The organism is Streptomyces lycii (assembly GCF_009735685.1).
In the GTDB taxonomy this organism is placed as follows: Bacteria; Actinomycetota; Actinomycetes; order Streptomycetales; family Streptomycetaceae; genus Streptomyces; species Streptomyces lycii.
The window spans coordinates 42,277-68,210 of the sequence record NZ_WHPN01000301.1; the positions used below are offsets into that span (position 1 = coordinate 42,277).

Annotated in this window: 13 protein-coding genes; all 13 read right to left on the reverse strand. The window is 76.8% G+C overall.

The annotated features are described in order from the left end of the window. Positions 1-353: 353 nt before the first annotated feature. The gene (locus GCU69_RS17845) at positions 354-1,229 is read right to left on the reverse strand and encodes an MBL fold metallo-hydrolase (protein WP_156206602.1); all 876 of its coding nucleotides are present in this window, start codon (positions 1,227-1,229) and stop codon (positions 354-356) included. Positions 1,230-1,600: 371 nt separating this feature from the next. Beyond that, a complete protein-coding gene (locus tag GCU69_RS17850; RefSeq protein ID WP_235978541.1) occupies positions 1,601-2,086 on the reverse strand; it encodes a phosphatase domain-containing protein in 486 nt (161 codons plus the stop codon). Between the two features lie 136 nt (positions 2,087-2,222). Further along, a complete protein-coding gene (locus GCU69_RS17855; protein ID WP_156206603.1) occupies positions 2,223-5,438 on the reverse strand; it encodes a beta-N-acetylglucosaminidase domain-containing protein in 3,216 nt (1,071 codons plus the stop codon). 227 nt (positions 5,439-5,665) lie between these two features. After that, on the reverse strand, positions 5,666-7,321 hold the full coding sequence (locus GCU69_RS17860; RefSeq protein WP_156206604.1) for a four-carbon acid sugar kinase family protein: 1,656 nt from the start codon (positions 7,319-7,321) through the stop codon (positions 5,666-5,668). Next, complete coding sequence (locus GCU69_RS17865; protein WP_176604599.1) at positions 7,318-8,037, reverse strand: aspartate/glutamate racemase family protein; 720 nt, start codon at positions 8,035-8,037, stop codon at positions 7,318-7,320. Before GCU69_RS17865 ends, GCU69_RS17860 begins: the two co-directional genes overlap by 4 nt. After that, the gene (locus tag GCU69_RS17870; RefSeq protein WP_218037945.1) at positions 8,034-9,143 is read right to left on the reverse strand and encodes a hypothetical protein; all 1,110 of its coding nucleotides are present in this window, start codon (positions 9,141-9,143) and stop codon (positions 8,034-8,036) included. The genes GCU69_RS17865 and GCU69_RS17870 overlap by 4 nt, the downstream gene beginning before the upstream one ends. Then, positions 9,140-10,849, reverse strand: coding sequence for an FGGY-family carbohydrate kinase (locus GCU69_RS17875; RefSeq protein WP_156206605.1), 1,710 nt, complete (start codon positions 10,847-10,849; stop codon positions 9,140-9,142). The genes GCU69_RS17870 and GCU69_RS17875 overlap by 4 nt, the downstream gene beginning before the upstream one ends. Beyond that, on the reverse strand, positions 10,834-15,402 hold the full coding sequence (locus GCU69_RS17880) for an FAD-dependent oxidoreductase (RefSeq protein WP_170315876.1): 4,569 nt from the start codon (positions 15,400-15,402) through the stop codon (positions 10,834-10,836). Before GCU69_RS17880 ends, GCU69_RS17875 begins: the two co-directional genes overlap by 16 nt. Further along, positions 15,399-16,997 (reverse strand): GH1 family beta-glucosidase, encoded by a 1,599-nt coding sequence (locus GCU69_RS17885; RefSeq protein ID WP_170315877.1) that lies wholly within the window; start codon positions 16,995-16,997, stop codon positions 15,399-15,401. Before GCU69_RS17885 ends, GCU69_RS17880 begins: the two co-directional genes overlap by 4 nt. After that, positions 16,994-19,180, reverse strand: a complete 2,187-nt coding sequence (locus GCU69_RS34385; RefSeq protein WP_176604600.1) for a hypothetical protein — start codon at positions 19,178-19,180, stop codon at positions 16,994-16,996. Before GCU69_RS34385 ends, GCU69_RS17885 begins: the two co-directional genes overlap by 4 nt. A gap of 250 nt (positions 19,181-19,430) precedes the next feature. Next, positions 19,431-22,037 carry a glycoside hydrolase family 2 protein gene (locus GCU69_RS17895; RefSeq protein WP_156206607.1) on the reverse strand — a complete coding sequence of 869 codons (2,607 nt, stop codon included), beginning with the start codon at positions 22,035-22,037 and terminating at the stop codon, positions 19,431-19,433. Beyond that, positions 22,034-24,991, reverse strand: coding sequence for a glycoside hydrolase family 38 N-terminal domain-containing protein (locus tag GCU69_RS17900; RefSeq protein ID WP_235978542.1), 2,958 nt, complete (start codon positions 24,989-24,991; stop codon positions 22,034-22,036). The genes GCU69_RS17895 and GCU69_RS17900 overlap by 4 nt, the downstream gene beginning before the upstream one ends. Continuing rightward, on the reverse strand, positions 24,988-25,893 hold the full coding sequence (locus GCU69_RS33245) for a D-sedoheptulose-7-phosphate isomerase (protein WP_218037946.1): 906 nt from the start codon (positions 25,891-25,893) through the stop codon (positions 24,988-24,990). Before GCU69_RS33245 ends, GCU69_RS17900 begins: the two co-directional genes overlap by 4 nt. Positions 25,894-25,934: the final 41 nt, after the last annotated feature.

Consider the following 25,934-nt stretch of genomic DNA (forward strand, 5'->3'; position numbering starts at 1 on the left):
GGTCAGGCACCCGGCGCGCGGCGCGTGCGGCCCGGCGCGGAGGGGCCAGCGGACGTCCGGGGACTCCGGGTCGTGGTGGCAGGGCCGGCGGTTCGGATCCGGGCCGGGCTCGGGTCTTCCGGGCAGAGCCGGTTCCGGGCGGTTCCGGGGGCTCGTGCTTCCGGGCAGAGCCGGCTTCGGGCGGTTCCGGGGGCTGCTGCCTGCGGGGCAAGGCCGGTCCGGGCGGTTCCGGGGGCTGCTGCCTGCGGGGCAAGGCCGGTCCGGGCGGTTCCGGGCGTTGCCCGGCCGGGCGAGGGCCCGTTCGCGCCGCCGCGCCGGACTCCCGGACTCCGCCCCGCCCCGGGCCCGTTCGTTCAGACGGCGGGGCCGGGGCCGTGCCCGTCACCCGTCCCCGCCGCGACCGGTCCGTTCGCGTCGACCGTGACGGTGTCGCCCCGCGCGCAGCGCAGGACGCGCGAGGCGATGCCGCGGCGGCCGGCCTCCCGCAGGAAGTCCGACAGCGGCGAGCGCATGACCGTGTAGTCGTCGTAGTGCACCGGCAGGACGTGCCGGGGCCGCAGGGCCTCGACGAGATCGGCGCCCTGGCGGGCGTCCATGGTGACGACGAGTCCGCCCGGCAGCGTCGTGCCGCCCAGATGCACGACGGCCAGGTGCACGTCGGGAAAGCGGCGCGCGATCTCGTGCACGCCGGGGAACATCAGGGTGTCGCCGGTGATGTGCAGCCGCAGCCGGGGCGGGCCGCCGGGGTCGCCGAACTCCAGCAGGCTGCCCATGACCGGCGGCAGCAGCCCCGGCAGCTTCCCCGGGGTGTGGCGGCCGGGCAGCGCGGTGATCCGGACCTGGCTCCGGTCGCGCAGCAGCACGTGCTCGTGCCAGGTGGGGAGGCCCGTCGCCCGGCTGAAACCGTGCAGGCCCTGGAGCCGGCGGGAGGCGTGCGGGGTGGTGAGGACCGGCAGGGAACGGTCCAGGCCGCGACGGGCGACCCGGTCCCAGTGGTCTCCGTGCAGATGGGAGAGGACCACCGCGTCGAGGTCCGCCGGCAGGTCCCGCACCGTGACGGCGGGGTCCGCGAGCCGCCGGGACACCAGCCCCTTGCCGAGATAGGCGTACTGGCCGCGGTGCAGGAAGTTGGGGTCGGTCAGCAGGGTGAGCGAACCGTAGCGGATGAGCAGCGTGGCGTTGCCGATGAAGCGGATCTCGGCGGCGCCCGGGGGCGGTACGGGACTCATGGGCGGCCTCCTGACCGGGCACGGGCAGGCCCGGGCGCCGTGGCCCGCGCCGCCGTGACCCGTTGGGGAACGGCCGCCGTCACGATCGGCTCCGTCCCCGCGGAACGGTACGGGCGGTTCCGGGCCGTTACCGGGGCGGCCTCTCCGCCCGTCCGTCCGCGGTACCCGGGGGGCGGCGGGCCATGCACGGACGGGCGGGAGCCCACCGGCCGAGGGCGGACGGCGGCGGGGCGGGCCCATCGGGCAGCGGGGCACGCACACCGGCGGCGGAGGCGGGCCCACCGGGCAGCAGGGCACGCACACCGGCGGCGGAGGCGGGCTCACCGGGCGACGGAGCGGACTGCTCGCCGGGCGGCGGCGGAGCCGGTGTCTCAGGTGCGGCCCTCGTCCTCCTGGACCTGCTCCAGGACCGGCGGGGCCTGCGCCATCCAGTCGGCCCGTACGACCCGGAAACCCGCCGCCTCGTAGGCCGCGCACACCTGCTCGTCGTCGTCCGCGACCAGGGCGACCTCGCGGCCGGCGGCCAGTTCGCGCAGCAGTTCCGGCTTGGTGACACGGGCGGGACGCCGGTCACGGGCGCCCCGCATCCGCAGGTCGCCGTCGGGCAGGCCGTGCCGGGCGAGCCACTCCCGGGTGTCGCGCCGGCAGCTCTCCGGGCGTCCGGTCACGTACACCACCTCGCAGTGCCCGGTGCTCTCCCGCACGAGCCGGACGCCCGGTTCCAGGGGCGCGTCGCGCGGGGCCGCCCGGAAGAACGCCTTCCAGTCGCGGGGGCGGCGTTCCAGGTGGTGCAGCCGGTGCCGGACGTCGGCGAGCGTCCCGTCGAGGTCGAACACCGCCAGCGGTCGTGCTGTCACCGTTGGCCTCCGGGGGTCGGGATCGTCGGTACGGCGCCATGGTCGCACCGCCGGGCCCGGGCGCGCCCGGCGGCCCGGCACCGCGCGCGCCCCGGCACGCCCGGATTCACGGACGTGCCGGGGCGGGCCCGTGGCCTCAGCGCAGGGCCCAGCGCACCGCCGCGTCGAACAGGTCCAGCCCGCGCTCCGTGACGACGTCCGGGTCGACGGCCTCGTCGCCCAGGAAGAGCGCCACCCTGGCGGCCGGCGCGGTGCCCTCGGCCATCCGGTCGCCCGCGCGGTAGCCGAAGAGCGCCGGGCGGCTGTCGCCGTCGGCCGTCACCGCGGCGACCTCGGCCTCCGGGCCCGGCGTGCCCCAGCGCACGCGGTCGGGGCCCCGGTAGACGGCGACCTCGCCGTCCAGTCCTGCGGCGAGCGGTGAGCCGGGGTCGCTGATCCGCAGCCGGGAGGCCCGGAACGTCTCCCCCGGATCGCCGGCCATGCCCAGGTCGTCGAAGAGATACGCCTCCCAGACGAGGACCGGCACCGCGGCGTCGGTGAACTTCTGCCGCACCGCGCCCGAGGAGAGCGTCGAGGAGATCACCACCGCCGCCTTTCCCCGGGCGTCGCCGGATGCCGCGTCCTCGCCCCGGAGCACCCGGACGGGGTGCCCCAGATGCTCCAGCCGGTCGCGTACGGCCGCGTCGCCCGCGCTGAGTTCCTCGCCCTCCGGGACGGGCGCGTCGCGGCCGACGAGGAGCAGTACGGGTTCCGGGTCGCCGACGGTGAGGCGGGCCGCCGCGGAGCGCACGGCGCCGCCGTCCGCCGCGACCGCCCGCGCCGTCACCAGATGCAGCCCGGTGGGCGCGGAATCCCAGGTCAGCCTGTACGGGGCGGTGGCGTCCTCGCCCAGCTTCCGGGACCCGGCGTGGAACTCCACCTTCGCCACCGGGGTGTCACCGGCCCGCACGTCCGCGCGCAGCGCCACATCGGACCCGGCTTCGGCGCGCCCGGGCGCGGTCGCGGTGACGGTGCGCCGGGCCAGTCCGGCGTCGGTGAGGAACCGGCGCAGCACACCGGTCGCCACGGTCTCGTACGTCTCACGGGCCCGCGCCGCCTCCCGGTCGGCGGTGCGCCACCGGCTCCACGACACGGTGCCGCCGCCGTCCGTCCCGGCGGCCGTCTCCGCCGCGAGGGCTTCGGTCGCCGCCGCGCCCGCCGCGCCGTAGTGGTGGAGCTTGGTCAGCCACGGCTTCGCCTGGGCCGTGAAGCGCGGGTTGCCCATGTCCCGGACCAGGGTGTCGCGCGCGTCGCGCATCGCGGTGAACGCGTCGATCAGCGCGGCGGTGGCGGGCCCGTTCCGGCCGGCCCGGTGTTCGGTCCAGAAGTCCGCGATGAGGGCGGCGAGCCGGGGTGACTCGGTGCGGTCGAGGTCGGAGGAGCGGCTGTTGCCCGCGAACGCCTCCAGTGCCCGGTGCGCGGAGCCTCCGATGTCCCGCAGCGCCGCCCGCCAGGACCGCTCGGCGTCGTAACCCGCGGTGTTCCAGGCGTAGTCGGCGACCGTGGCCAGGGCGATCTTGGAGGGTTCGGACTGCGGCATCGGGTTGGCGGTGATCCCGGCGATGCCGTGCCGGGGCAGCTCGGGCGACCGGCCGGTCAGCGGGCCCAGGAACAACTGCCGGGGCAGGTAGTCGTTGACGGGGAAGTTGTCCCAGAGGATCAGGTCGTGGCGGAAGACCCCGGCGGCCGCTTCGGCGTCGGCCGCGGTGATCTCCGGGGAGACGACCTCGGGCCCGGTCCAGTACAGCACCACGTCGTCGTGGACGAGTTCGGCGAAGCGCTCCCGGTAGCCGGAGCTGTCCGTACCGGAGTATTCGGTCGGCACGGTGAGCAGCCGGCCCGCGCCCTCGCGGGGCTCGAGGAAGTCCGTGCGGAAGGAATTGAGCAGATGGGCCTGGGCGGCGGCGAGCGGGTCGGCGTCGTCCCCGAAGCGCCGTTCGTCGTCGGCGCAGTGCAGCTCGCGGCCGATGTCGTCGAAGAACAGCCCGAAGGTGCGCACGCCCGCCTTCCAGAGGGAGGCCGCCTTGGCGCGCAGCGCGGCCTGGTCACCGGGCGAGGAGTAGCAGACGTCCTGGCCGGGTGAGACGGTGAAGACGAAGTCGACGTGCCGGGCGGTGGCGCGCTCGCGCAGCGCACGCAGTTCGCCGAGGGTGTCGGCGGGGTACGGCTCCCGCCACTTCTCGCGGTGGTACGGGTCGTCCTTGGGCGCGTAGACGTAGGTGTTCATCTTCCGCTCGCCGTGGAAGTCGAGCTGCCGGAGCCGGTCCCGGTGCGTCCAGGGATCGCCGTAGAAACCTTCGATGACGCCCCGCCAGGACGTCGACGGCCAGTCGCGCACGGTGACGGCGGGCAGCACCGGCCGCCCGTCCCCGCCGCCGCGCGGTGCCAGCAGTTGGCGGAAGGTCTGCGCGGCGTAGTACGTGCCGGGGGCGTCGGCGCCGGCGAGCACGACCTGGGCGCCCGGAAGACCGGGGGCGCGGCCCGACGCCAGCACGTAGCCCTCGGCCGGGAGCCCGCGCGGGCCGTCCGCGCCGAGGGAACGCAGGATCCGCCGTGTCTCCGGGGTCCCGGACGCGCCGGTCATCCAGACGGTCAGCGGGGCGGGGGCGCTCTGCGCGGGGCCGCTCTGCGCGGGGCCGTTCTGCGCGGAGCCGTTTTGCGCGAGGCCGTTCTGCGAGCGCCGCGGGGGGTCTTCCGGAGCGGGGGCGGACGGTCCGGTGACGGCTGATCCGGGGGCGGACAGTCCGGAGGCGGACAGTCCGGAGGTGGCTGACGCGGAGTCGGCTGTCGTGAGGTCGGCCGTCGCGGAGTTGGCGGACGCGGGGTCGGCTGACGTGGAGTCGGCTGGCGCGTCGGCGGGGGCGGGTTCCGGGTCGGCGGAGCGGACGGCGGCGTGGGCGGGTCCGGAGCCGGGGGATCCCGGGCCGGCGGCGGCCGGGTCGGCTGATCCCGGGTCGATGGGGGCAGTACCGGCGGGGGCGGGAGCCTGTCCGGCCGGTGCGGTGACGGTGCGCGGTTCCGCACCGGCCTCGCGCAGTGCCTTCTCGACGGCGTTCACGGCGGGCCGGTCGGTGCCGGGCGGTGCCACCACCCGCACCCGGGGCGGCAACGGCACGGCGGGGCCGCGGCGCGTCACGGACTGCGGCCGGGGGCTGATCCGCGGCAGCGCCCGGCCGTCGTCCGCGGCCGGTTCAGCGGCGACTCCCGCCGCACCACCGGCCGCACTCGCACCACCGGCCGCACTCGCGCTGCCGGCGAGGGCGCGGGTCGTCGCCGGCCGGTCCGCCGGATGGGCCGCGGCGGCGGATGGCATCAGCCCCAGGGTGAGCAGCGCGGCGAGGAAGGGCGTCAGCGCGCGGGAACCAGGGGTGGGGCGTGGGCCCGTGGGGCGGCGTGGCCCGCCGGGTGGGGCGGTGCGGAAGAGCATGAGGATCCTCTGCGGAAGTCGTGGGGATCGCGGGGGGAATGGGGATCGCGGGGGTCGTGGGGATCGCGGGATTTGTGGGGATCGCGGGAGTCGTGGGAGTTCCGGGGGCGGTGTCACAGGGCGTTCCAGGCCGTGACGAAGAAGTCCTCGGCACCGAAGTTGCCGGACTTCAGCGCGAGGTTGACGGTGCGGCCCCGGTAACGGGCCGCCGTCCACGGCACACCCGGGGCGATCGCCGGGCCGATACGGAAACGCCGTATGCCGAGCGCCGTGGCGACGGCCCCGGAGGTCTCTCCCCCGGCGACCACCAGCCGGCCGGTGCCCGCGTCGAGCAGCCCGCGCGCGCAGGCCGCCATGGCCCGTTCCACGGCTGCCGCGCTCTCCGCGGTGCCGAACCGCCGCTGCGCGTCCTGCACTTCGGCCCGGTCGTCCGCGCTGTAAAGCAGCACGGGGCGCGGCCCGGCGTTGCTGCGGGCCCAGGCCACGGCCTCGGCCACGGTGCGAGCGGGGTCGGCGAGCAGGACGGCAACCGGCAGCTTGCGGTGCGGCAGCGCCTCGCGGGCGTACGCCGTCTGCGCGAGGGTCGTGTCGGAAACGCTGCCGGCGAGCACGGCGCCCGGTCCGGCAGCCACTTCGATGCGGCCCGCACGTTCCGCGCCGGCGCTGTCCCCGCCCGCCCCGGCGGCGTACGTGCGGGCGACGCTGCCCCTGCCCGCGCCGACGGCGTACGTGCCGTCCGCGGCGGCGGCTGCGGCAGCGGCGGCAGCAGCGGTGGTGGTGGCCGTGGCAGCGGCGGCAGCAGCGGTGGTGGTGGCCGTGGCAGCGGCGGCAGCAGCGGTGGTGGTGGCCGTGGCAGCGGCGTCGACCTTCGTGCCCGCGCCGACTCCGTCGCCCCGCAGGTCCCCGTCAGCCCCACCGGCCCCGCCAGCCCTACCAACTCCGCCGGTCCTGCCAGCCCCGCCGACACCACCGGTTCCGTCCGACCCACCGGTCCTACCGGCCCCTCCAGCCCTGTCGAACCCGTACGCCCCGTCGGCCCCGGAGCGTGGCGGCGGCAGGGCGAGCGCCAGGCCCGAACCGCCGGTGAGCAGCGGCAGATGCGCGGTGGCGCGCAGCAGCGGGGCGAAGTCCTCGTTGCCGAGCACGTCGGTGACCACGACGCGGGTTCCGGCCGCGGTGAGCCGGTCGAGCCGGGCGCGTACGGCGGCGTCACCGGCGCGCAGGACCTGGTGCGGCAGCAGCCCGACCCGGTGCCGGGTCTGGGCCGCGAGTACCCGCACCAGATCGGGGTCGGTCATCGGGGTCAGCGGATGGTGGCGCATCCCGGTCTCGTGCAGCGGCCGGTCACCGACGAAGAGGTGCCCCTGGTAGACGGTGCGGCCGTTGTCGGGGAACGCCGGGCACGCGACGGTCCACGGGGCGCCGGTGGCGTCCAGCAGGGCGTCCGTGACCGGGCCGATGTTGCCTTCCGGCGTGGAGTCGAACGTCGAGCAGTACTTGAACCAGAAGCGGGTGCAGCCCAGCCCGGCCAGCCCCCGGTGCGCGGCCAGCGCCTCCGCCACCGCCTCGGCGCGGGGCGCGGTGCGGGTCTTGAGCGCCACGACCACCGCGTCCGCGCCCTCGTCCGCCACGCCGCCGTCCGGCGGGCCCACCGTCAGGATCGTGCGGTGCCCCGCCCGTACGAGGTTCCCGGCCAGGTCGGTGGCGCCGGTGAAGTCGTCGGCGATACAGCCCAGCCGGGGGCCCGGGCCCGCCCCGGCGCCCCTCACGGGCCCGCCTCCGCCGGGGCCTGCCGCTGGGCGAACGGCGCCAGTTGGGCCGTACCGCTGCGCGGGGAGGTCAGGACCGGTACGGCGACGCCGCCGTCCGGCAGGGTGCGTACGGCGGCGGCCATGGACGCCTGCGCGAGGACCAGCACGTCGTGCGTGGCGGCCAGCCGGAGCGCCTCGGCGGCGACCAGCGCGTCGTGCTCGCCGGGCCGGCCGGCGGTGCGGGCGCGGTGGGCGCCCTCGCAGGTGGAGGTGGTGAGGGTGACGGTGGTGCCGCTCTCGGCCGCCCGGCGGCGGATCAGGGCGGCGGTCGGCTCCAGGGTGGAGTCGAGCGTGGCGAGCACCCCGATACGGGATCCGGTGCGGACGGCCTCGTCGGCCATCGGGGCGTCGACCCGCAGCACGGGCACCGACACCAGCGGGCGCACCTGTTCGGCAGCGGTGCCGATCGAGGAGCAGGTGACGAGGACGGCGCGGGCGCCGGCGGCCTCGGCCTCCCGGACGTGGGAGGCGAGCCGGGCGGTGGTGCGGGGCAGCGGCCCGTACGCGACGGTGTCGGCGAGCAGACTCTCGTCGACCATGTGGTACGGGGCGAGGCCGGGCGCCTCCTCGCGCAGCAGCGGGTCGAAGACGGCGGGGAGCGCGGCCACGGTGTGCAGCAGGCACACGCGCGGTGCCCGGCCGGGTCCGGTCCCGGAACCCGGGTCCCGCGTCATGCGGTGTCACCGCCCCGCCGGGTGCCGGCCGGCCGCGCGTCCCACCAGGGCCGGCCGTGCCGGTCGACGATCTCGCCGAGCGCCCGGAGGCGTTCGGCACAGGGGCCGTGCAGCGCGGCCTCCGGGTCGGCGGCGCCCAGCGCGGAGGTCCACAGCGCGCGCCCGGCGAGGAAGCCGGACGCCCCGGCCCGGCAGGCCGCTTCCACGGCCCGCGGGAAGGCGGCCGGATCGACCCCCTGCGAGAGCACCACCCACGGCACATCGACCACGGCGTCGATCCGGGCGGCCTCGGCGGCCAGGCCGGACACCGTCCCCGCGCCGCCGTCCGGCACCTGGCACTTGTAGAGCGAGGGCCGCAGCGGGGCGAGTTCGGCCGCGGCCTCCACGATGGCGTCGTTCAGCCGGAAGCTGCCGTCCGCCTCCTCCTCGGGCGTGGGCCGGGCGACCGGTTCCAGGACCGAGGCGAGCCCGGCGGCGCGGCACAGCTCCACGAAGCGGGCCGCTGTCGCGACACGGCTGTCGCGGTGCCGGTCGCGGCGCCAGATCACCAGCAGTTTCAGGGCCCGTACGCCCGCGGTCGCGGCGGCCGCCGGGTTCACGGCCGGGTCGAGGGCGGTGTCCGTGACAGGACCGCCCGGCTCCTGGGTGAGCGTGTCGACGGCGAGGACGGGAGCGCAGGTCCCGGGCAGGATCCGCTGGTCCAGCAGCTCGCGGAAACCGTACCGGCGGTCGATCAGCAGGGCGGAGGCGTACGGGCCGAGGGCGCGGGCGACGGACAGCTTGAAGGCCGTCATGCGGGCGTCGCCGATGTCGTCGCGGGGCGTGCCGGTGTGCTCGGCCATCATCGTGCGCAGCGAGTCGCGCTGGTCCATGGCGACCATGGCGAAGGTCCCGGCGGGACGGGCCAGCGCCGCGACGGGCTCGGAGGTGCCGGTGCGTGCTGTGGTGTCGGTGGGTGCAGCGGTGTGGGTGGGTGCAGCGGTGTGGGTGGGTGCAGCGGTGTGGGTGGGTACAGCGGTGTGGGTGGGTACAGCGGTGTGGGTGGGTACAGCGGTGTGGGTGGGCGCAGGGGTGCCGGTGGGCTGACTACGGGTCTGACGGGTCACGGACGACTCCGGTTGGGTGTGCGGGCGGGATCGGGGTGAGCGGTACGGGCGGGGCCGGGCCGGGCGGTACGGCCGGGATCGGGCCGGCCGGTGCGCGGAGGGGCGGCGGCGGTGGCGGGGCCGGCGGCCGCAGCGGTCCCGGGCGCGGTCGCGGGTCCGGCCGCGCGGGTGACCGCGGGCAGGAACGCCTCGCGGTACACCGCGTCGTAGCGCTCGCGGTCCTCGCCGGGGCCGGGCTCCCGTGTCTCGGTGGGCAGGGGTCCGGGCACCGGCAGACCGGCGGCCGGGGCGGCGAGCAGGGCCGCGCCGACCGCGGGTGCCCGGTGTTCGGCGAGCACCCGGGTGCGCCACGGCGTCACCGCTGCCTTGACGCCCGGCCAACGCGTCTGGGCGACGGGACCGCCGAGCAGCACCACCTCGTCCGGCGGGACGCCGGTCAGCTCCGCCTGCGCCTCGGTCATCCAGCGGGCCTGGTAGGCGGTCGCCTCCACCACGGCGAGCGCGAGCCGCGCGGGTCCGTCGCCGGGGCCGAGCCCGTGCACGGCCACCCTCCGGTCCGGGTCGGGTGCCGGGGCGGTGCGGCCGCTGAGATACGGCTCGACGACCAGCCCGGTCGGACCGCCGCCCGCCTCGGCCAGCAACGCGCCGAACCGCCGCTGCCGTTCGGGGCCGCCCGGCAGCCCCAGCAGCTCCGCGCACCAGTCGGTGAGCGCGCCGCAGCTGCCCGTACCGGCCATCACGTACCAGTGGCGGCCGTCCGCGTGCCGCCCGTAGCCCATGCCGCGGGCCAGCGCGCCGGCCGGCTCGGGCGGCCGCTCGGACAGGGTGAGGACGGCCTCGGCGGTGCCCATCGAGTCGGCCACGGCACCGGCCGTGCGGGCGCCCGCGGCCCAGGCGCCGACGAGGTGGTCGTGCCCGGCGACGACGACGGGGGTGCCGGTGCGCAGTCCGGGCACGCGCCGGGCACCGTCACCGGTGACGTGTCCGGCGGGCTCGCCGGGGGCGCGTACGGGGGGAAGCCGCGCCGTGGACAGCCCGGCCAGCGCGGCGAGTTCCGGATCCCAGCGGCCGCGGTGGACGTCGTAGGCCATGGTGCGCTGGGCGAAGGTCGGGTCGGTGGCGGTCCGTCCGGTGAGGGCCCGGGCGACCAGGTCCGCGGCCCCGGACCAGACGCCCATCCGCTCCAGGGCTTCGGGCCGGTGCTCGCGCAGCCAGCACCACTTGGCGAGGGTGGCCTTCGCGGAGGGCCGTACACCGGTCACCGCGTGCAGGTGCGGCCCGCCCACCGTGCGGACCAGCCGGGCGGCCTGTTCCGTGCCGCGCGGGTCGGACCAGGTCAGCAGCGGACCGGCCGGACGGCCGTCCGGGGCGAGCGGCACACCGGTCTCGGCCATGCCGGTGAGCCCCACGGCGAGCGGTGGCCGCCCGGCGGCGGCGACGGCCTCCGCGAGCGCGCCGAGGGCGGCACTCACCAGGGCGTCCGCGTCGTCCTCGCCGAGCGGGGTGGGCCGCGCCCCGGAGCCCAGCACGCTGCCGTCGGCTGTGCAGACCACGGCCTTGACCCGGGTGGAGCCCAGGTCCAGCCCGGCCAGCACGGGGACGCCGGACGGTTCGCCCGGCACCCGGGAGACACCGGTCGCGCCGGTCGCGCCCGGCGGGGCAGGCGGGACCGGTGGGACCGGTGGGGAAGTCACCGGCTCAGCCATGACTCTTCTCCTTCTGCCTCTGACTCTGCCACCGGGATCTCTCCCGCCGGAATCTCCACCGCGGGGTTCCTCGCTGCCGATGTCTTTCCCCCGGGGGCTTCCTCCGCCGGGGCTTCCTCCGCCGAGGTCTCAGCTGCTGCGCCGTCGTCCGCCGGGGTCTCCGCTGCCGCGCCCTCGTCCGCTCCTGTTCTCGCAGCTCCGGACCCTCCCGCTGCTGCCCGCACTGCTCCTCGCTCCGGATCCGCCGCCGCTCCCGTACCGCCACCGCCGGTGTGCACCGCGAACATCGCGGCCGGCAGATCGGCGGTGTGCGGGTCGTGCGCGTACGGGAGCGGCAGGGGTCCGGGCGGGCCGGCCGCCGCCAGGTGCCGCCGCCAGGCCCCGGCGTCCTTGCCGTGGTCCGCGCCGGTCAGGACGGTGAGCCTGCTGTGGGCCTGCTCGGCGAGGAGGGCGCGGTTGTCGTCGAGGTAGCGCACCAGGATGCGGTGCCCGCGCGGGTTGCCGCAGTGTGCCAGGGCGCGGCCGAGGGCCAGTTCGAGCAGGGCACGGCGCTCCTGGAGGTCGTCGGCCTCGATGCCGCCGGTGCGCCACTGCCCGTGCAGCGACGGCCGGTCGTGCAGCCGTTCCAGCGCGGGCGACGCCGCGGGGTCGCCGAGCCGTTCGGCGGCCGCGCAGACGGCGTCGACCCAGGCGAAGGGGGCGGCGGCCGGGTCGCGGAAGGCTTCCTCCCGGGCGTCCAGCAGCCGGGCGACCCGCTCCCACAGCGGCACCGCGCGCGGCTCGCGCGCGAAGCCGAGGGTGTGCAGCAGATACGCCTCGTCCGGCATGGCCGACTGGTCCGGCGGCAGTTGGGCCTCGCGGATGCGGGAGGTGCGGGGCGGCAGCCGGTCACCGGAGAGCCGCTCGGCGAGACAGGACAGCAGTACGTCCGTACCCGCCCGGTTGCCGCGCAGAGTCAGCAGCTGCGCGACGGCTGTCCGGGCTTCCCCGGTCGTGCCGGGGGCGTTCAGGGCGCGCTCCAGTGCCGCGGTGGTGTCCGGGCGCCGGTCCAGGGCGAGCAGTACGAAGGGGATCCGGTCGCGGAACACCTCGCGGCGGCCCATGTCGGAGTAGGCGTACAGGGGCAGCGCCGCCTGCAACCCGGCGATCAGCCCGGCCACTTCTCCCGGACCGGGACCGGGACCGGAACCCGAACCGCGACCCGAACCGCGACCGGGACCGGGACCGGGACCGGTACCGAAATCGGGACCGGTGTCCGGGACTCCGGCGGCGGGGTCTCCGGCGGCCGGGGCCCCGGCGGAACGGTCCGAGCGGGCGGTGCGTCCCGAGGGGGCGGTACGTCCCCAGTGGCCGGGGCGATGGGCGTGCTCGGGTCGGCCGGGCCTGTGAGGGCGGTCGAGGCAGTCAGCGCGGTCAGGGTGACCAGGACGGCCGGAGTGGTCGGAGGGGACGGTGTCGTCGGGGCCGTCGGGGCCGTCGGGGCCGTCGGGGCCGTCGGGGCCGTCGGTCCAGTGGCCGGGGCGGCAGCCCACGACGCCGCCGGGACGATCGGTGCTGTCGCCGGGACGGCCCGGGCCGGTGTGCACAGCCGTCGCCGGGAGGCTGCCGCGCCGTACCAGTTCCCGCTGGAGGGCCGGCACGTCCAGCTCGCGGGGTTGGCACCCGGCGGCGGCGCAGCGCGCGGCCGCGAGTCCGGTCGCCTCACCGAGGTTCTCCAGGTCGGCCTGCATGCGCAGCGCCGGGAGCGCGTCGTGTGTCGCGGACAGCGCCTTGCCGGTGACCAGGAGCCCGTCCAGCCCGCGGGGCAGCAGCGCCCGGTAGGGCACCTCGATCTCCAGATTGGGCGGTACGAGGCCGAGCTGCGGCCACAGCGCCTCGCCCTTGCCCTTGAGGTCGTGATTGGAGAAGTGCACGCCGACGGTGTCCGGCCAGTGCCGGCCCGTCAGCTGGTCGGTGAGCGTCAGGACGACCTCGCCGATCAGGTGCCTGGTCTCGCGTGCGGCGGGCCGGATGCCGTGGTCGTGGTGGTCCGGTGCGCGCCGCCGGGCGGCCAGCACCGCGCGGGTGGCGTCGGTGACGTCGGTGGGGTCGGCGAGCCCGCCGAAGTTGTTCCGCGTGGCCCCGGGAACCTCGAACCGGGCCAGCGAGCCCCACATGACGGTGTGCACCCCCGCAGCACCGAGTACGCACGGGGCGCCGCACCAGGCGGCCAGATCGGCGTCACCGGTGGCGTCCACGACCACCCGTGCCGTGGCCGCGAAGGGCCCGGTCCCGCTGCTGAACACGGCACCCGTCACCCGCCGGCCGTCCCGCAGCGCCGCGAACGCGGAGGCTTCGTGGACCATGGTGACCCCGGCCTCGCGCAACTCCTCGTGGAGGGTGAGGGACTTGGCTTCGATGTTCCACCGGCCGACGCCCCCGCGCAGGCCCAGCTCCCGGTGCGTCCGGCGGGTCGCGGCCTGCACCCGGGCTGCGTGGCCCTCACGGCGGCCGAACCAGTAGCTGTGCACGCCGCCGTGGGTGCCGGTGCCGCCGGGCCCGGGTCCCGCCTCGACCAGCAGCGTACGAGCGCCTTCCCGGGCGGCGGCCAGCGCGGCGGACGCCCCGCTGGTGCCGCCGCCGACCACCAGCACGTCCACGGCGTGGCGGTGCGGGACGACGAGGGCGGCGACGGTCTCACGGGCATACGGCCGCCCGCGGCACGGGGCGTCCTGCTCGGCGACCCGGACGCCCGCGGAGAGCCCCTCGCCGGAGCCGGATTCCGGAGCGGTTCCGTCCCGCGCGCCCGGGGTGGCCCCGGTGCCGGTGCCGGGGGTGATCCCGGCACCGGCGTCCGGAGCAGCCTCGGCTTCTGCCCGCGAAGCGTCACCGATCCCGGCGTCCGCGGTTCCCCCGGTCCGGGTGCCAAGAGCGACCCCGGAGCCGACATCCGGAGCGGCACCGGCCCCGACGCACGGAGCGACCTCAGCCCCGGCCCCCGGGGCAGCACCGCCCCCGGCCCCCGAAGTGCCCCCACCCCCGGCGTCCGCAGTCCCCCCGGCCCGAGCACCGGGAGCGACCCCGGCGCCGACATCCGGAGCGGCACCGGCCCCGACGCACGGAGCGACCTCAGCCCCGGCACCCGGGGCAGCACGGCCCCCGGCGTCCGAAGCACCCCCGGTGCGGGCCGAGTTGGCTGCTGTCCCGGTGTCCGCGGCTCCCCGCGGGCCGGGCCTCGCGGGCGGTGTCGCGCCGGTGCCGCTGCCGGGCGCCGCCGCCATGGCACGGCCCAGCCGCGTGCCCAGTGCCACCGCGTCGAGGGGGTCGAGCAGCGGCCCGGCCGGGTCCGTCAGCCGGGGCGGCGGCGCGGCCGACCGGACGCCGTCCCGGGCCGCCGTTGGCCATGTCGCCGGTGGCCCGGCCGCCTTATCCGCCGGATCCCCGTACGGTCCCGACAGCGGCTCGGTCCCCACCGCGCCCAGCGACGCCCCGGCGAAGCCCGGGTGCTCGCGCAGCAGCCGGCCGGCGGCCCGTACGGCGGCGCGGCGGCCGCCCGCCACCGCGAGCAGCGCGTACACGTGACCGCGCCCCCGGCAACCGTCGAGCAGCGGTACGCCCCGGGCTGCGGGGTGCGCGGCGAGTTCCCCGGCTCCCGCCGCGGCGCCGTCCAGTTCGACGCTCCACACGGCCCTACCGGTCCCCCGTTGCGGCGGGGGACCGGAGGTGCCGTGCAGCGCCGGGTCCCGGCCGGTGGCGTCCAGCAGCAGGGGGCAGCGCACCAGTTGCCGTCCCGACTTGTCCGCGACGACGACCCCGCGCACCGCTCCCCCGCGGCGGTGCACGGCCAGTGCCCTGGCCCCGTAGAGCAGCAGACCGCCCGCGTCGAGGAGGGCGTCCTCCAGGTGCAGTTTGAGCGCCGCCGGGCGCACGGCGACCCGCTGCCCGGACCGGGCGCCCGCGGGCAGCAGCGCGCGGAGCAGCCCGTGCGGCGCCGGGCGCCCCGTCCCGCGGCTCCCGGCCCCACCGGGGCGCCGGTCCTCCGTGGGCACGCCCTCCGTGCGCACGCCCGTGCGCCCGTCCGGGGCCACGTCCCTCGGGCGCACGCCCAGCGATCCGTCCGCGGAGACGACCGCGGAGACGGCAGGGGAGACGGCAGGGGAGACGACCGGGAAGACGACCCGAGATACGTCCGGGGCCACGTCCCGCGTGGGCCCGCCCAACGGCCCGCCCGACGTGCCGTCCACGGGTCCGTCGACAACCGGCTCGTCGACAACCGGCTCCTCCACCGCCCGGTCCACCGCTCCGTCCCCCGGCACGCCGGCCGGCCCGTCCACGGGCACGTCCGGGGGCACCGTGAGCCACGGGCGGTTCGCCGCCGTCAGCTCGGTGCCGAGGTCGTATCCCGGCTCCAGCAGCACCACCCGCCGCCCCGCGCGGGCGAGTTCCACGGCCGCCGCCGTGCCCGCCAGTGTGCCGCCCACCACGGCGGCGTCCGTGTCGTACAGCACCGGGAGGGCGCGGCCGGGCAGTCGCAGCGCCGGGCTTCCCGCGCGGGGCGGCCGGGGCCCGTTCACACCGGCTCCGGTGCGGACGGACTCGCCGGGCCCGGCGGACGCGGGGTTGCCGGAATTGCCCCGGCCGCCGCCGCCCGGGCGTACCAGTGGCCGCTGTCCTTCACGGTGCGGCGCTGCGTGGCCCGGTCGAGGTGGACCAGGCCGAAGCGCGGCCGGTAGCCCATGGCCCACTCGAAGTTGTCGATGAACGACCAGTGGTAGTAGCCCTCGACCGGCGCCCCGGCCTCGATCGCCGCGTGCACGGCGGCGAGATGGGCGTGCAGGAAGGCGGTCCGGCGGCTGTCGTGCACGGCTCCGTCCTCGCCCGGCCCGTCGCCGAAGACGCCGCCGTTCTCGGTGACCATCAGCGGAACGCCGGGGTGGTCGTGGTGCAGCCGCAGCAGCAGCGCGGTGAGGTCGTCGGGAACGATCTCCCAGTTCAGGTCGGTGCGCGGTACCTCCGGCCGCCCGCGCTCGACCCGCCAGGGCCACGGTCCGTCACCCGAGTCGGCGGGGACGGCGGAGACGATGCGGCGGGTGTAGTAGTTCACGCCGATGAAGTCGCTGCCGGTGGCGATCGTGTCGAGGTCGCCGTCGTGGACGAAGTCCAGCGGCCCGGCGGCCCGCTCCCAGTGGGCGCGCATGTCCTCGGGATAACCGCGGCCGTGCACCGGGTCCAGGAACCAGCGGTTCACATAGCCGTCGGAGGCGTACGCGGCGGCCCGGTCGGCCTCACCGCCGGTGGCCGGGGTGTGCGGGAAGAGGCTGTACGCGATGCCGGCGCGGGCGTCCTCGCGGCCGGTGGCCCGCAGCGCGCCGGCCGCCAGCCCGTGCCCCAGCAGCAGGTGGTGCATGGCGCGGACGCTGCCCGCGAGGTCCTTCTCGCCGGGGGCGTGCAGACCGAGCTGATGGCCGAGGACCCCGGCGATCCACGGCTCGTTGACGGTGACCCAGTCGCGTACGCGGTCGCCGAACGCGTCGTAGCAGACGGCCGCGTAGTCGGCGAAGCGGGCGGCGGTGTCGCGGTTCCGCCAGCCGCCGCGGTCCTGGAGCGGCTGCGGCAGGTCCCAGTGGTAGAGGGTGACGAGCGGGGTGATGCCGCGTTCCAGCAGCGCGTCGAGCAGCCGGTCGTAGTGGTCGAGCCCGCGCCGCTCGACCCGGCCGGTGCCGTCGGGCACGATGCGCGGCCAGGCGAGCGAGAAGCGGTGGGCGTTCAGGTTCAGGGAGGCCATCAGGTCGGCGTCCGCCCCGAAGCGCCGGTACTGGTCGCAGGCGACCTCGCCGGTGTCGCCGTTCTCGACGGCGCCCGGCCGGGCGCAGAACCGGTCCCAGACACACTCGCCGCGCCCGTCGGCCCGCACGGAGCCCTCGACCTGGTACGAGGAGGTGGCCGTGCCCCAGCGGAAGCCGTCGGGGAAGCGCAGCGGGGGCGTGGTGCCGTGCCCGGCGGAGGCCGCTTCGGGGCCGGCGGCCCGGTCGGTGGTCGGGGCTGCGGTCCGGTCTGCGGTCGGGTCTGCTGTCCGGTCGGCGGCCCGGTCTGTGGTCGGGTCCGTGGTCCGGTCCGTGGTCCGGTCTGTGGTCGGGGCTGCGGTCCGGTCCGTGGTCCGGTCGGTCACAGGGACTCCTTGAACTCGGGGAGGTCGCGGGCCGTTTCGCAGGCGTACAGCAGCACCCCGGCCGACCAGGCGTGGGAGAGCGTGAGCAGCATGCCCTTCGCCTGGAAGCAGTCGGTCTGGTAGAAGCGCTCGCTGACCATGCCGCGGTAGGCGTTGAAGTCACCGTCCGCGCGGGCGACGAACTGCCGGAAGCAGTCCAGGTTCTCCCGCGCGGAGCGCAGGTAGTACGGGTCGCCGAGATGGCGGGCCAGTCGCACCGTCTCGGGCAGGCAGATCAGGCCGAAGGCGTGCAGGTGCTGGTTGGAGGGCGACGCCTGGTCGCCGCCGCGGGTGCGGAAGCCGTAGCGGCCGAGCAGGGTGTGCGGGCCGAAGGTGACGTCGTAGGTGTAGCGGAACGTGAGCATCCAGTCCGCGGCGCGGCGGGCGAGAGCGGCCCAGCGGGGATCGCCGGGGTCGGCCTCGTGCAGCAGGGTGTAGGCGATGACGGCGTTGTAGCCGTCCTCCGAGGTCGGGGCGAGCGAGACGTCCTCGGGCGCGCCGCACAGGAACTCGGCGTGCACGTCGGCGGCGTAGGCGGCGCCCGCTCGCCGGGCCGCGGCCAGCAGCTCCGGGGCGTCGAAGGCCGCGGCGGCCTCGGTCAGCGGCGCGATCCAGGCGAGCCCCGCCGCGCCCAGGTGGGACAGCGGGGCACCGGTGTCGCTGTGGTGGGCGGCGGCGGGCCTGCCGTCCTCGGGTCGCTGCCCGGCGACCGCGACGGCGAGGTTGGAGCGCACGGCCCGCTCCCAGGCGGGATGGTCGTGGCCGCGGGACCGCTCGGCGCGCAGGGCGCGCAGCAGGAACAGCGTGGCGTCTCCGAGGGTGCGCGCGTGCAGCCGGTGCGGGTCGGGGGTCCAGCCCGCGGTCCAGCCGCGCCGGGCGCCCCACTGGCCCCAGAAGGTGCCGCCGGGCGCGAGATTGCCCGCGATGTGGTCGAGCACGCCGACGGCTGCCTCGGCCCGTGCCCGGTCGCCGGTGCGGCGGGCGTGCAGCAGCAGGGCGTGCGCGTACGGGGTGCCGCTGACCCAGGACACGTGCATGGCCTGCCGGTCGCCTCGCTCGCCGAGCGCCTCGCGGTCGAAGGCGGCGGTCTCCAGCAGCACCGGCGGGGCGGGGCGGTAGTGCCAGCGGTGCAGCCCGTGGGCGGCCAGCGCGGCGGTCTCCTCGATGCCGGTCCAGGCGGCGGGCACGGCGGGCTCCGGGGTGCGCTCGTGGAGCGCGCGCAGCACGGGGGCGTACGCGTGCGGATCGGCGCCGGTCAGGTGGATCGTGAACCGCAGGGTGTGCTCCTCGCCGGGCCGCCAGGTGTGCAGCGGGGTGTCCGGCGGCAGCGGGGTCGCCGAGCCGTAGTAGCCGACGGGCTCCTCGCGGTACGGGGCGTGCAGGCGCAGCGCCGGGCGGTCGCCGGGCAGCAGGGCGAAGCCGACGCCCTGCTGGCCGAGTCCGCCGGTCTCCGCCAGGGAGAGCGCGGCGCCGCCGAGGCGGTCACGGGCGAAGACGGCGGGGGTGGCGCAGCGGTCGGCGCGGAAGGACCAGGCGTCGGCGACCATGCAGCCGGGGTCGTGGGCGCCGCGCTGGTAGCGCGGATAGGGGCGCTCGCACTCGGGCAGCCGGTTCTGTCCGTAGAACACGCCGGGGATCAGCCAGCCGGGGTCGTCGGTGGGGCCGAGGCGCAGTTCGACCCGCAGCCCGGCGGAGACGGCGGTGGGCTCCTCCGGCGGGGCCGCGGTGCGGCGCACGGTGAGCACGGCCTCGCGCCGCAGCGTGTCCCCGCCGGGTGCGGCCGCCGGCCGCGGCCCGTGGGCGTCCCCGGGGCCGGGGAACTCAGGGGTGTCTCGGCCGGGGGCGGTGTCCGCCCGGGTGCCGTGCCCGCCGGTCGAGGGGCCGGTGCCGTCGTGCTCCGGGGTGTGCCCGGGAGCAGGCCGGGAGGCGTCCGCGGCCGGGGCTTCTCCGGGCGTGTCGGCCACGGGCGGACCCAGCCGCAGTTCCACCGAGAAGCCGTGCGCCGAGCCGCGCAGTTCGATGCCGCCGTCCGCCCCCCGTACGTGCGTCTCGGCCGGGATCGGCAGACAGGCCCCGTCGGCAAGGATGACGGCGGCGGCGTACGGCAGCAGCACCTCGCCCGCCGCGCCGTCGCGCAGCAGCACACAGCCCGGCGGCGCGGCGCCAGGAGGTGCGTCGGGGCCGCGACCGGCCTCGGAGCAGCGACCGGGGACGGGACCGTGACCGGCCCCGGAGCCGTGGCCGGGAACAGCGCCGTCACCCGGGGAGCCCGACGCGTCCGCCGGAGCCGATGGAGCCGATGCAGCCGCCGGGGCCGATGCAGCCGCCGGGGCCGGTGGGGTGCGCGGGCGGGGGACGACCGGGGCTCCGGCGGGCAGGGCCGCGGCCGGGAGGTCAGCCGAGTTGGCGGGCACGGACGTTCCATCCTTCCAGCAGTACGGTGCGCGGCTCCGGCGGTGCGGCACGCCAGTCCACGGGGACCAGCGCACGCTCGCCGGGCAGCAGGTCGAGCATGTTGTCGCCGAACGCGGCCCAGCCGGGCGCTTCGTACGGGCGGGCGTCGGTGAGGTACAGGCCGAGTGCCGCCGGGCCGCCGGTGTGACGCAGCTCCACCGAGTCCGTCCCGGGCCCGGTGCGGGTCTCGATCCGTGCCTCGCCGAGATCCAGCAGGGGCGCCAGATCCGCCGTCGTGGTGTGCAGATAACGGTTGTCGGCGAGGAGCGTGCCGTCCGGGCCGCGCAGCGCCAGGTCGAGGACGAACAGGCCGTCGGCCGGGGCGGGCAGCGGCACCCGCCACTCCCCCGCCCGGACGGCCGGTACGGAGTTGTGCGGGCCCGGTCCGGCCGGCTCGCCCGCACCCCGCGCGGGAAGGACGGTTTCGGCGAAGGGCACGCCGTCCGTGCCCAGCAGCCGGGCGGTCACCGTGCCGCCGCCGGCCGTGGGACGGTCCTGCTGCCAGGACCAGAGTCCGGCCCGGAAGGTGCTCTCCCCGGCCCACACCTGGGTGGCGAACCGGGCGCACACGTGCCGCGGCCGGTAGGCGCGCCGCACCCCGTGGTAGGCGGGCTTCGGGTCGCCCCGGTGGTCGACCGCGCTGGTGCACCAGGCGTTGGGGAAGGGCTCGTTGAACTGCCAGGGCACCGTGCCGCTGCTGCGGGGCGCGCGCCGCAGGTTGGCCTCCACGGCGTAGCGCAGCCCGTCGTACTGGAGTTGCCGGCTCGCGCGGCGCACCGCGTCCGGGCCGGCCGGGCCGATCCGGTCGCCGAAGGCCGTGCACACCAGCGGTGTGTTGTTCCACCAGGCGCCGAGATGTTCCAGGACCGGGTTGTCGCGGCCGGTGGGGGTGCGGTCGTCCGGCGGGACGACGGCCTCCCAGGTGCGGCGGTTGGCCATGCCCTCCACGCCGAACTCGCTGTGCAGCAGGCAGGTCCCGGCGTCGTAGAGGCGCTGCTGCCCGCCGTGGCCCTGGTGTTCCCAGGGGCCGTGCACGTCGTGCTGCCCGTCGGGGTCGGCGGCGACGATGTCGGCCCGGTTGAGGAACGCCGGGCCGGAGGGCGATCCGGGGAGCCAGGCCCGGTCCGGGTCGAGTTCGGCGACGACGTCCGCGAGCACCTTGATCACCGGGGAGTCGTCCTCGGCGAGGGGGCGGGCGGCAGCCGTGTCGTGCAGTTCGTTGCCGGGGCTCCACACGGCGAGCGAGGGATGGTGGCGCAGCGCGGGGACGATCGCGCGGGCCTCCCGTTCCATCAGGGCGAGGTACTCCGCGTCGGCCGCCGGCACGCTGTCGATGCCGGAGCTGGACAGCGCGAACTCCTGCCAGACCAGCAGTCCCAGCCGGTCGCAGGCGCGGTGGAAGTCCTCGGACTCGATCAGCCCGCCGCCCCAGACCCGCACCAGGTTGACGTGCGCGTCGGCGGCCAGCCGCAGCAGGTGGTCCAGTTTCCGCGGCCGGGGCACGCCGTGCCGGGCGTCCATGGGCACCCAGTTCCAGCCCTTGGCGTACAGCCGGCGGCCGTTGACGCACAGGGTGTACGGCAGCGCCCCCGGCGGTGCCCCGGGGTTCGGTACCAGCCGCACCCGCCGGAAGCCCGTCTCCACCGTCCGGACGCCCGCCGGCCGGCCGGCGGCGTCCTCCAGGGTGGTGACGACCGTGTAGAGGGGCTGTGCGCCGTGGCCGTTCGGCCACCACAGCCGGGGCCGGTCCACGGCGAGTTCCAGTGCGGCGGAGTCCGCGCCCGCGGGGACACCGGTGGAGCCGCGGGCGACCACGGTGCCGTCGCCGGGCGCGCGGACCTCGGCGCGCAGGGTCCCCGGTTCGCCGGCCTCCAGCACGGCTTCCACCGTGATCCGCCCCGTGCGGCCGCCGGGGTCCGGGAGCGCGCCGGTGCGGGCCCCGGCCAGCCGCAGCGGGCCGGAGACCTCCAGGGTGACCGGCTTCCAGATGCCCTGGTGCACCATGCGCGGGCAGAAGTCCCAGCCGTACGTCATCCGGCTCTTGTGCGTACGGACCCGGTCGGTCCGCCCCACCTGGGGCTCGCCCGGCGGGGTGGGGTGCACGGCGACGGCCAGCAGATGACTGCCGCCGTCCGCCAGCTCCGCGGTGACGTCGACCTCGAAGGGCGTGAACATCCCCGCGTGCCGCGCCACTTCCCTGCCGTCGACCAGCACCGTCGCCTCGTGGTCGACGCCTTCGAAGCGCAGCACCGCCCGCCGGCCGGGCGCCGGGGGCCCGGCGGTGAGGGTCCGCCGGTACAGCCAGGTGCGCTGCGGCACCCACTCGGCGGCCAGTGAGCCGGTGCCCCGGTACGGGTCGGGCACCAGCCCGGCACGGTGCAGGTCGTCCAGCACCGTGCCGGGCACCCGGGCCCGCGTCCAGCCGGGTTCGTCCTCCGGCCGGCCGGGTCCGCAGAGCCAGCGCCAGGTGTCGCCGAGGCAGCCGCGCAACTGCCAGCCGGAGTCGAGCCGGGCCGGGGCCCGGCCGGGATGATGCTCCGGGCTCATGCCCCGCCGGTCCTCTCCCCGCCGGGCGTCCCGCCGGTCCTCTCCCCGCCGGGCGCTTCCGCGGCAGGTGTCTCCCCGCCGGGCGTCTCCCGGGCGGCCCCTCCCCGGGCTCCCTTGCCCCGTACGGTGCGTCCCCGGTCCGCGCGCTTCCGCCCCGCCTGCTCGGGGACCCTCGGCTCGGGGACCCTCGGTTCGGGAACCGTCGGCTCCGGGTCCGTGGCGCCCGTAACCCGGCCGTTCGACGCCCTGCCGTCGGGGCGGGTGCCGGTGCCGCCGGGCCGGGTGCCCTCGGGCCGGGTGGCGGAGGGGCGGGAGTCGCCGGGGCCCGAGCCGTCAGGGCCGGTTCCCTCCGGGCCGCCCTCCGGACCGGAGGCACCGGCGCCGGTGCCCTCCGCGCCCGAGCGCTCCGGACGGGCGCGTTCCAGCAGGTCGGTCTCCACGACCGGTCGCCGCGCGTCGGCGGGCACCCGGAACGTCTTGATCTCGCACGGCCCGAACTCGCTCTCGATCACCCGGCCGCCGAGCGCGGGCAGCGCGATCCGGGCCCGCGCCGGACGCCCGGCGGACTCGTACGCCCGCACGACGACGTCCCCGCCGCCGTCCTCGTCGCCCTTGAGCACGGTGACCAGCACACTCGACCCGCCGTCGTCGGCGTGCGAGGCCCGCTGCGCGAGCGGCCCGTCGTGGAACGTCTCCAGCAGCGCGAACGCGGGCTGGTTGAACTCCGCCGCGCGGCGCACCGGATCGGCGGCCCGCCAGTCGCCGCCGTGCGGCAGCAGCAGCAACCGGAAGTCCTGGCGGCCCTGGTCGAGGTAGTCGTAGATGCCGTCCGGGTCCAACTGGTGGGGTTCGTGCCAGGCGTAGGCGGGGCTGCGCAGCGCCGTGACACCGATGTCGCCACCGGTCACGTCGTGCCCGTACTTGCTGTCGTTGACGACGGTCAGCCCGGCGGGCCGGCCACCCGGCAGGGTGCCGGTGACGTCCACCCAGGCCTGCGCGGGCTCCTCGGTGCCGTCGGGTGTGCGTTCCAGGTGGCCGTACGGGATCTCGTGGGTGGCGGTGGTGCCGGTCAGCGCCGTGGGGAAGCGCAGCTTGAGCAGCTTCAGCTGCTCGTGCCAGTCGACGGTGACGCGGATCTCCACCTGCCGGGAGCCCGCGGACAGCAGGAACTCCTCGACCAGAGTGGAACGCCCGTACGCCGACTCGACGCGCAGCGCGGCCCGCACCGGGCCCTGTTCGGTCACGCGTATCCGCCGCGGGCGGAACGAGCCGACGGCCTTGTCGTAGGCGCGGATCCGGTGGCCCCAGGTGTCGGACGGATCGTCGACGACCACGGCGTGCGGCCCGGGCCGCTCCGGCATCAGCTCGGCGCCGGTGTCCTTGTCGAGGAGCGAGCCGAGCCGGCCGGTCCCCGGATCGACGGTGAGCCGCAGGTGCTCGTTCTCCAGGGTGGTGCCGGCCGCGGCCACCGGGCCTGTCTCCGGCCGGTCCCCGGGAGCGGCCGTCCCCGGCAGCAGGTGGTACACGCGGTGGCCCAGCGGGGGCACGGCCGCACGGAAGGCGACACGGCCGCGGCTGCCGTTCAGGGTGGCCTCCGAGCGGATCCGCTGGAGCGGCACGGGCGTGCCCTCGTCGTCGGCCAGCCGGGAGACGGCCGCGCGGCCGTACTCGGCCTCGACGTCGGTGTGCAGCTCCCAGGGGTGCGGATTGAAGACGACGAGCGGCATCGTCTCCTCGCGCAGCGGGATGTCGATACGGCGCGCGACGGCCTGCACCGAGCGGTTGAAGACATCGGCGGCCAGCGAGCGGGCCCGCCCGTAGTCGTCGCGGGCGTCCTCGTAGGCGGAGCGGATCGAGGTGCCGGCGAGGATGTCGTGGAACTGGTTGAACAGCACCAGCTTCCATGCCTCGGTCAGCTCCCGCAGCGGCTGCTCCTCGCCCGCGACCGCCGCGGCGACCACGGCCCACTTCTCCGCGCGCTGGAGCTCGTTCTCGGCACGCCGGTTCCACGCCTTGATGCCGGAGTGCGCCGAGTAGCAGCCCGGGCCGTGGTGCTGGAGTTCGCCCGCGTGTACGGGGATGTCCGCGCGGTCACGGACCCGGGCGAGGAACGCCTCGGGGTGGCTGAGGGTGAGCCGGGGCAGCCCGCCGAGCGCCTCCAGCCGGCGGACGCTGTCCAGGTTGGCCTTCGTGGGGCCGCCGCCGTGGTTGCCGACGCCGTAGAAGACCATCAGCTCCGGCTCGTCCGGCGGCATGACCGCGAGCGCCTTGTCGAGATGGCCTCCGATGTCCTGGCCCGCGCTGCCGTACTCGTGCGGCAGCCGGTAGGCGATCACCCGGGAGCCGTCCGGGGACTGCCAGTGGAAGAACTGGCCGGGCAGCGCCTGCTCGTGCGGGCCCGGCCGGAGGAAGACGTAGCCCTCCAGGCCGGACTTGCTCAGCAGCTGGGGCAGCATCGCGTTGTGCCCGAACGGGTCGAGGTTCGAGCCGACGGTGGCCGCCGCGCCGAACTTCTCCAGCAGATAACGCTGGCCGTACAGCGCCTGGCGTACGAAGGACTCGCCGGACGGGATGTTGCAGTCCGGCTCGATCCACCAGCCGCCGATGTTCTTCCAGCGGCCCTCGGCGACGCGCTTGCGAATGGTCTCGAACAGCTGCGGATCGTGCCGTTCGACCCACTCCAGATACATCACGGAGTCGCAGGTGAACACGGCCTCGGGGTACTCCTCCAGGCGGTCGGCGGCGGACCGGAACGTCGCGCGGACCTCCTGGAGTCCCTCGGGCCAGCGCCACAGCCAGACCGGGTCGATGTGGGCGTTGCCGACCAGGTGCAGGGTCCGGTCGCGGGAGCCGGGGGCGGGGACGCCGCGGGAGGGCGGGACGGTGCCGGCGGGGGCGGTGCCGGCGGGCCGGTCGTCGGCGTCCGGGCGGCTCTGGGGCTTCCTGTGGGTCATACCGGGGTCTCCAGGCGGTCGTGTCCGTTGCTGCCGGTGCTGCTGGTGCTGCCGTTGCTGCCGGTGCTGCTTGTGCTGCCGTTGCTGTTGGTGCTGCTCGTGCTGTCGGTGCCGCCGGGCGCGCCGGTGTTGTCAGTGGCGGCGGTGTTGTCGGCGGCGGCGGTGCTGTCGTCGCTGTCCGGGGTGCCGGTGCGGTGCTCCTCCGCGCCCTCGGCCGGTGCGGTCCGCGCCCCGGCGCCGGATCCGGTCCGCGTGCCCGGCTCCGCGCCGGCTCCCCTGTCGGTCTCCGCTGCGACTCCCGCGTCGGTCTCCGCTGCGACTCCCGCGTCGGTCTCGGCGGCCCAGACGTCCACCCGCTCGCTCAGCAGATGGAGCAGCAGCAGATGCATCTCCTGGATCCGGGCGGTGGCCGTCGCGGGCACCGCGAGGACGTGGTCGGCGTGCTCGGCTGCCGGCAGCCCGCCCCGGTCGCCACCCGTGAACAGCACGGTCACGGCCCCCGCTTCGCGCGCCGCCGCCAGCCCGCGCACGACATTGGGCGACCGGCCCGAGGTCGTGAAACCGGCGACCATGTCACCGGGCCGGGCGAGCGCCCGGACCTGGCGGGCGAACAGGTCCTCGAAGGCGTAGTCGTTGGCGATGCAACTGACCACCGACGGGTCGGTGGTCAGCGAGACCGCGGCGAGCGGGCGGCGTTCGCGCAGATAGCGGCCGACGAGTTCGGCGGCCAGATGCTGGGCGTCCGCGGCGCTGCCACCGTTGCCGAAGGTGTAGAGACGGCCGTCGCCGGTGTAGACGTCGATGAGGCGGCGGGCCACCCGGTCGAGTGCGGGCAGCAGTTCCCGGGTGGCTTCGGCGGCGTGCAGATGGCCTTCCAGCTGCCGGGTGAGGGCGTCGTGCATCGTACGGGGGCTCCAGAAGTCGGGGGAGGTGTGGGGACTGT

What these genes read in the sequence shown, in the direction of transcription:
- GCU69_RS17875 (WP_156206605.1), bottom strand. Translation starts at nt 10,849, where the DNA reads ATGGCTGAGCCGGTGACTTCCCCACCGGTCCCACCGGTCCCGCCTGCC.
- GCU69_RS17855 (WP_156206603.1), bottom strand. Translation starts at nt 5,438, where the DNA reads ATGCCATCCGCCGCCGCGGCCCATCCGGCGGACCGGCCGGCGACGACC.
- GCU69_RS17845 (WP_156206602.1), bottom strand. Translation starts at nt 1,229, where the DNA reads ATGAGTCCCGTACCGCCCCCGGGCGCCGCCGAGATCCGCTTCATCGGC.
- GCU69_RS33245 (WP_218037946.1), bottom strand. Translation starts at nt 25,893, where the DNA reads ATGCACGACGCCCTCACCCGGCAGCTGGAAGGCCATCTGCACGCCGCC.
- GCU69_RS17895 (WP_156206607.1), bottom strand. Translation starts at nt 22,037, where the DNA reads ATGAGCCCGGAGCATCATCCCGGCCGGGCCCCGGCCCGGCTCGACTCC.
- GCU69_RS17900 (WP_235978542.1), bottom strand. Translation starts at nt 24,991, where the DNA reads ATGACCCACAGGAAGCCCCAGAGCCGCCCGGACGCCGACGACCGGCCC.
- GCU69_RS17865 (WP_176604599.1), bottom strand. Translation starts at nt 8,037, where the DNA reads ATGACGCGGGACCCGGGTTCCGGGACCGGACCCGGCCGGGCACCGCGC.